General features: G+C 54.6%; 2 tRNA genes and 3 rRNA genes. All 5 read left to right on the forward strand.

What is annotated here, in order from left to right:
• Nucleotides 1-501: 501 nt before the first annotated feature.
• The 5 genes from ACSAMQ_RS19740 (at nt 502) to rrf (ending at nt 5,725) form a co-directional block, all read left to right on the forward strand.
• Nucleotides 502-2,046: ribosomal RNA gene (locus ACSAMQ_RS19740) — 16S ribosomal RNA — on the forward strand.
• A 106-nt stretch (nt 2,047-2,152) separates the two neighbouring features.
• Nucleotides 2,153-2,228, forward strand: a tRNA-Ala gene (locus tag ACSAMQ_RS19745).
• A gap of 33 nt (nt 2,229-2,261) precedes the next feature.
• Nucleotides 2,262-2,338 (forward strand) — tRNA-Ile (locus ACSAMQ_RS19750).
• 235 nt (nt 2,339-2,573) lie between these two features.
• Nucleotides 2,574-5,441: ribosomal RNA gene (locus tag ACSAMQ_RS19755) — 23S ribosomal RNA — on the forward strand.
• A 169-nt stretch (nt 5,442-5,610) separates the two neighbouring features.
• Nucleotides 5,611-5,725, forward strand: a 5S ribosomal RNA gene (rrf, locus tag ACSAMQ_RS19760).
• Together the 16S, 23S and 5S rRNA genes with 2 tRNA genes alongside form the textbook arrangement of a ribosomal RNA operon.
• Nucleotides 5,726-5,774: the final 49 nt, after the last annotated feature.

Raw genomic sequence — 5,774 nt, forward strand, 5'->3', positions numbered from 1 at the left:
GGCGGTTTGGACAGGTGTTGACGGTCTGAAACATTGCTGTAAGATGCGCGGCCCGCCAACCGGTTTGTAAGGTTGTCGGGGCGCGGAAAACGGCGGTTTCGATGAGTGTTGACGAGTCGGAAACATGCTGTAAGATGCGCGGCCCGGTGAGACGGAGGCTTCGGAAAAACGAAGCGGAAGGCGAGTCGGGAAGCAGCAAGAAGTTCGCGGACAGGTGTTGACGTTCACGAAAACTGCTGTATAGTGTGCGGCTCGCTCGGCCACTTCGGTGGCGAGCACGAAACAAGGCGCTGAGGCCGGTTTCGAAGATCTTTGACAGTGTGCGCAGGTGACTTGTGCGGGCGTCTGGCGGGTGGATGATTGTCCATCTTGCAGACGTTCGTAACAGAGTCCAAATGATTGAAGAAAGCATGCAAATGCGAGTAATTGAGTAATGAGGGCCTGGGGCGAAGTCTGCACTCAAAGCATTGATGAAGGCCGCAAGGCTGGAGTCGAAACATTTAAGTGAAGAGTTTGATCCTGGCTCAGAGTGAACGCTGGCGGCAGGCCTAACACATGCAAGTCGAACGGCAGCACAGAGGAGCTTGCTCCTTGGGTGGCGAGTGGCGGACGGGTGAGGAAAACGTCGGAATCTGCCTATTTGTGGGGGATAACGTAGGGAAACTTACGCTAATACCGCATACGACCTACGGGTGAAAGCGGAGGACCTTCGGGCTTCGCGCAGATAGATGAGCCGACGTCGGATTAGCTAGTTGGCGGGGTAAAGGCCCACCAAGGCGACGATCCGTAGCTGGTCTGAGAGGATGATCAGCCACACTGGAACTGAGACACGGTCCAGACTCCTACGGGAGGCAGCAGTGGGGAATATTGGACAATGGGCGCAAGCCTGATCCAGCCATGCCGCGTGTGTGAAGAAGGCCTTCGGGTTGTAAAGCACTTTTGTCCGGAAAGAAAAGCTTCGGGTTAATACCCCGAGGTCATGACGGTACCGGAAGAATAAGCACCGGCTAACTTCGTGCCAGCAGCCGCGGTAATACGAAGGGTGCAAGCGTTACTCGGAATTACTGGGCGTAAAGCGTGCGTAGGTGGTTTGTTAAGTCTGATGTGAAAGCCCTGGGCTCAACCTGGGAATGGCATTGGAAACTGGCTTACTAGAGTGCGGTAGAGGGTAGTGGAATTCCCGGTGTAGCAGTGAAATGCGTAGATATCGGGAGGAACATCTGTGGCGAAGGCGACTACCTGGACCAGCACTGACACTGAGGCACGAAAGCGTGGGGAGCAAACAGGATTAGATACCCTGGTAGTCCACGCCCTAAACGATGCGAACTGGATGTTGGGAGCAACTTGGCTCTCAGTATCGAAGCTAACGCGTTAAGTTCGCCGCCTGGGAAGTACGGTCGCAAGACTGAAACTCAAAGGAATTGACGGGGGCCCGCACAAGCGGTGGAGTATGTGGTTTAATTCGATGCAACGCGAAGAACCTTACCTGGTCTTGACATCCACGGAACTTTCCAGAGATGGATTGGTGCCTTCGGGAACCGTGAGACAGGTGCTGCATGGCTGTCGTCAGCTCGTGTCGTGAGATGTTGGGTTAAGTCCCGCAACGAGCGCAACCCTTGTCCTTAGTTGCCAGCACGTAATGGTGGGAACTCTAAGGAGACCGCCGGTGACAAACCGGAGGAAGGTGGGGATGACGTCAAGTCATCATGGCCCTTACGACCAGGGCTACACACGTACTACAATGGTAGGGACAGAGGGCTGCAAACCCGCGAGGGCAAGCCAATCCCAGAAACCCTATCTCAGTCCGGATCGGAGTCTGCAACTCGACTCCGTGAAGTCGGAATCGCTAGTAATCGCAGATCAGCATTGCTGCGGTGAATACGTTCCCGGGCCTTGTACACACCGCCCGTCACACCATGGGAGTTTGTTGCACCAGAAGCAGGTAGCTTAACCTTCGGGAGGGCGCTTGCCACGGTGTGGCCGATGACTGGGGTGAAGTCGTAACAAGGTAGCCGTATCGGAAGGTGCGGCTGGATCACCTCCTTTAGAGACAAAAAGACAGTTAATTGCCTGTCCAGACGTCCGCACAAGTGACCTGCATTTCAGAGTTCCCGATCGCCTTGGGGTGATCGAGGAGTCGTCCCGTTTCGATGGGGCTTTAGCTCAGCTGGGAGAGCACCTGCTTTGCAAGCAGGGGGTCGTCGGTTCGATCCCGACAAGCTCCACCACCTAGCCAGTAAGTAGTCCTTGATGGACGAATTGGGTCTGTAGCTCAGGTGGTTAGAGCGCACCCCTGATAAGGGTGAGGCCGGTGGTTCGAGTCCTCCCAGACCCACCACCCTGGCGAAAGCTGGAGCGAGACAAAACTCTGAACTGCGCACACATAAAGATTTGAAACTTCGAAGGCGCTGAAGCCTTTGAAGTGTTCTTTGAAAAACTGGAATGTAGCGAGCGTTTTGAGACGGAATGTCCAGACGTGTCGTGAGGCTAAGGCGGGGCCCAAGAGGCCCTAAACATTTGAAGTTGTTGATTTGTTCGTGAATCGATAATCCTGAGGCGACTTGGGGTTATATGGTCAAGCGAATAAGCGCACACGGTGGATGCCTTGGCGGTCAGAGGCGATGAAGGACGTGACAGCCTGCGAAAAGCGCGGGGGAGCTGGCAATAAGCATTGATCCCGCGATGTCCGAATGGGGAAACCCACCTAGCAATAGGTATCCTGCAGTGAATACATAGCTGCTGGAAGCGAACCCGGAGAACTGAAATATCTAAGTACCCGGAGGAAAAGAAATCAACCGAGATTCCCTAAGTAGTGACGAGCGAACGGGGACTAGCCCTTAAGTTGCATCAGCTTCAGCAAAACGAGTTGGAAAGCTCGGCCATAGAAGGTGACAGCCCTGTATGCGAAGGGGCTGATGCGATGAAATCGAGTAGGGCGGGGCACGAGAAACCCTGTCTGAACATGGGGGGACCATCCTCCAAGGCTAAATACTCCTGACCGACCGATAGTGAACCAGTACCGTGAGGGAAAGGCGAAAAGAACCCTGGTGAAGGGAGTGAAATAGACCCTGAAACCGTGTGCGTACAAGCAGTAGGAGCTCCGCAAGGAGTGACTGCGTACCTTTTGTATAATGGGTCAGCGACTTACTGTTCGTGGCAAGCTTAACCGTATAGGGGAGGCGAAGGGAAACCGAGTCTGATAAGGGCGCATAGTCGCGGGCAGTAGACCCGAAACCGGGTGATCTAGTCATGCCCAGGGTGAAGGTTGAGTAACATCAACTGGAGGCCCGAACCCACTCCCGTTGCAAAGGTAGGGGATGAGGTGTGATTAGGAGTGAAAAGCTAATCGAACCCGGAGATAGCTGGTTCTCCTCGAAAGCTATTTAGGTAGCGCCTCGGACGAATACTACTGGGGGTAGAGCACTGTTATGGCTAGGGGGTCATTGCGACTTACCAAACCATGGCAAACTCCGAATACCAGTACGTACTATCCGGGAGACACACGGCGGGTGCTAACGTCCGTCGTGAAAAGGGAAACAACCCAGACCCACAGCTAAGGTCCCAAATTTATCGCTAAGTGGTGAACGATGTGGAAAGGCACAGACAGCCAGGAGGTTGGCTTAGAAGCAGCCACCCTTTAAAGAAAGCGTAATAGCTCACTGGTCGAGTCGGTCTGCGCGGAAGATTTAACGGGGCTAAGCGATAAACCGAAGCTTGGGGTGCATCACTTCGTGATGCGCGGTAGAGGAGCGTTCCGTAAGCCGTTGAAGGTGGATTGAGAAGTCCGCTGGAGGTATCGGAAGTGCGAATGCTGACATGAGTAACGATAATGCGGGTGAAAAGCCCGCACGCCGAAAGCCCAAGGTTTCCTTGCGCAACGTTAATCGACGCAGGGTGAGTCGGCCCCTAAGGCGAGGCAGAAATGCGTAGTCGATGGGAAGCAGGTTAATATTCCTGCACCTCGCGTAAGTGCGATGGAGGGACGGAGAAGGTTAAGCAGGCCAGGCGTTGGTTGTCCTGGTGAGAGAGTTGAGGCGGTCCCCTTAGGCAAATCCGGGGGGGCAACGTTGAGACTAAGGACCGGTCCTTTTGGACTAGGCTGCTGATATCACGCTTCCAGGAAAAGCTCCTAAGCTTCAGCTTACGCAGACCGTACCGTAAACCGACACAGGTGGGCAGGATGAGAATTCTCAGGCGCTTGAGAGAACTCGGGTGAAGGAACTAGGCAAAATAGCACCGTAACTTCGGGAGAAGGTGCGCCCTTTCTGGTGAATAGCTGGGAGGGGCCGCAGTGACCAGGCCGCTGCGACTGTTTATCAAAAACACAGCACTCTGCAAACACGAAAGTGGACGTATAGGGTGTGACGCCTGCCCGGTGCTGGAAGGTTAATTGATGGGGTCAGCCGCAAGGCGAAGCTCTTGATCGAAGCCCCAGTAAACGGCGGCCGTAACTATAACGGTCCTAAGGTAGCGAAATTCCTTGTCGGGTAAGTTCCGACCTGCACGAATGGCGTAACGACAGCGGCGCTGTCTCCACCCGAGACTCAGTGAAATTGAAATCGCTGTGAAGATGCAGCGTTCCCGCGGCAAGACGGAAAGACCCCGTGAACCTTTACTATAGCTTTACACTGAACGTTGAGTTCGTCTGTGTAGGATAGGTGGGAGGCTATGAAACCATGGCGCTAGCTGTGGTGGAGCCATCCTTGAAATACCACCCTGTCGTGCTTGACGTTCTAACCTAGGCCCGTAATCCGGGTCGGGGACCGTGTATGGTGGGTAGTTTGACTGGGGCGGTCTCCTCCCAAAGTGTAACGGAGGAGCACGAAGGTACGCTCAGCGCGGTCGGACATCGCGCACTGTGTGCAAAGGCATAAGCGTGCTTGACTGCAAGATCGACGGATCAAGCAGGTACGAAAGTAGGTCTTAGTGATCCGGTGGTTCTGTATGGAAGGGCCATCGCTCAACGGATAAAAGGTACTCCGGGGATAACAGGCTGATACCGCCCAAGAGTTCATATCGACGGCGGTGTTTGGCACCTCGATGTCGGCTCATCACATCCTGGGGCTGTAGTCGGTCCCAAGGGTATGGCTGTTCGCCATTTAAAGTGGTACGCGAGCTGGGTTCAGAACGTCGTGAGACAGTTCGGTCCCTATCTGTCGTGGGCGTTGGAGATTTGAGAGGGGCTGCTCCTAGTACGAGAGGACCGGAGTGGACGAACCTCTGGTGTTCCGGTTGTCACGCCAGTGGCACTGCCGGGTAGCTATGTTCGGAAGCGATAACCGCTGAAAGCATCTAAGCGGGAAGCGCGCCTCAAGATGAGATCTCCCGGGACTTTAAGTCCCCTAAAGGAACCATCAAGACTAGGTGGTTGATAGGCAGGGTGTGTAAGTGCGGCAACGCATTGAGCTAACCTGTACTAATGATCCGTGTGGCTTGACCATATAACCTCAAGTGGCCTTGGACTCGACGACGCGTCGATATTCCAACCCAACACTGACTCGCTACATTCCAACTTATTCGCCGATGACGGAGACCACCCCGTCTGAAGCATCCCAACGAGAGCGTGCGCGCTACTTCAACCCACCGAAGCCTGCGACCCTCCACCCTCTCCCTGGTGATAATAGCTGTGTGGCACCACCCGATCCCATCCCGAACTCGGAAGTGAAACGCACATGCGCCGATGGTAGTGTGGCCTAAGCCATGCAAGAGTAGGTCATCGCCAGGGGCTTTACCCTAAAACGCCGCAACCCACAGGTTGCGGCGTTTTTCTTTGC

Source organism: Lysobacter sp. 1R34A (assembly GCF_051217035.1).
GTDB lineage: Bacteria > Pseudomonadota > Gammaproteobacteria > Xanthomonadales > Xanthomonadaceae > Lysobacter.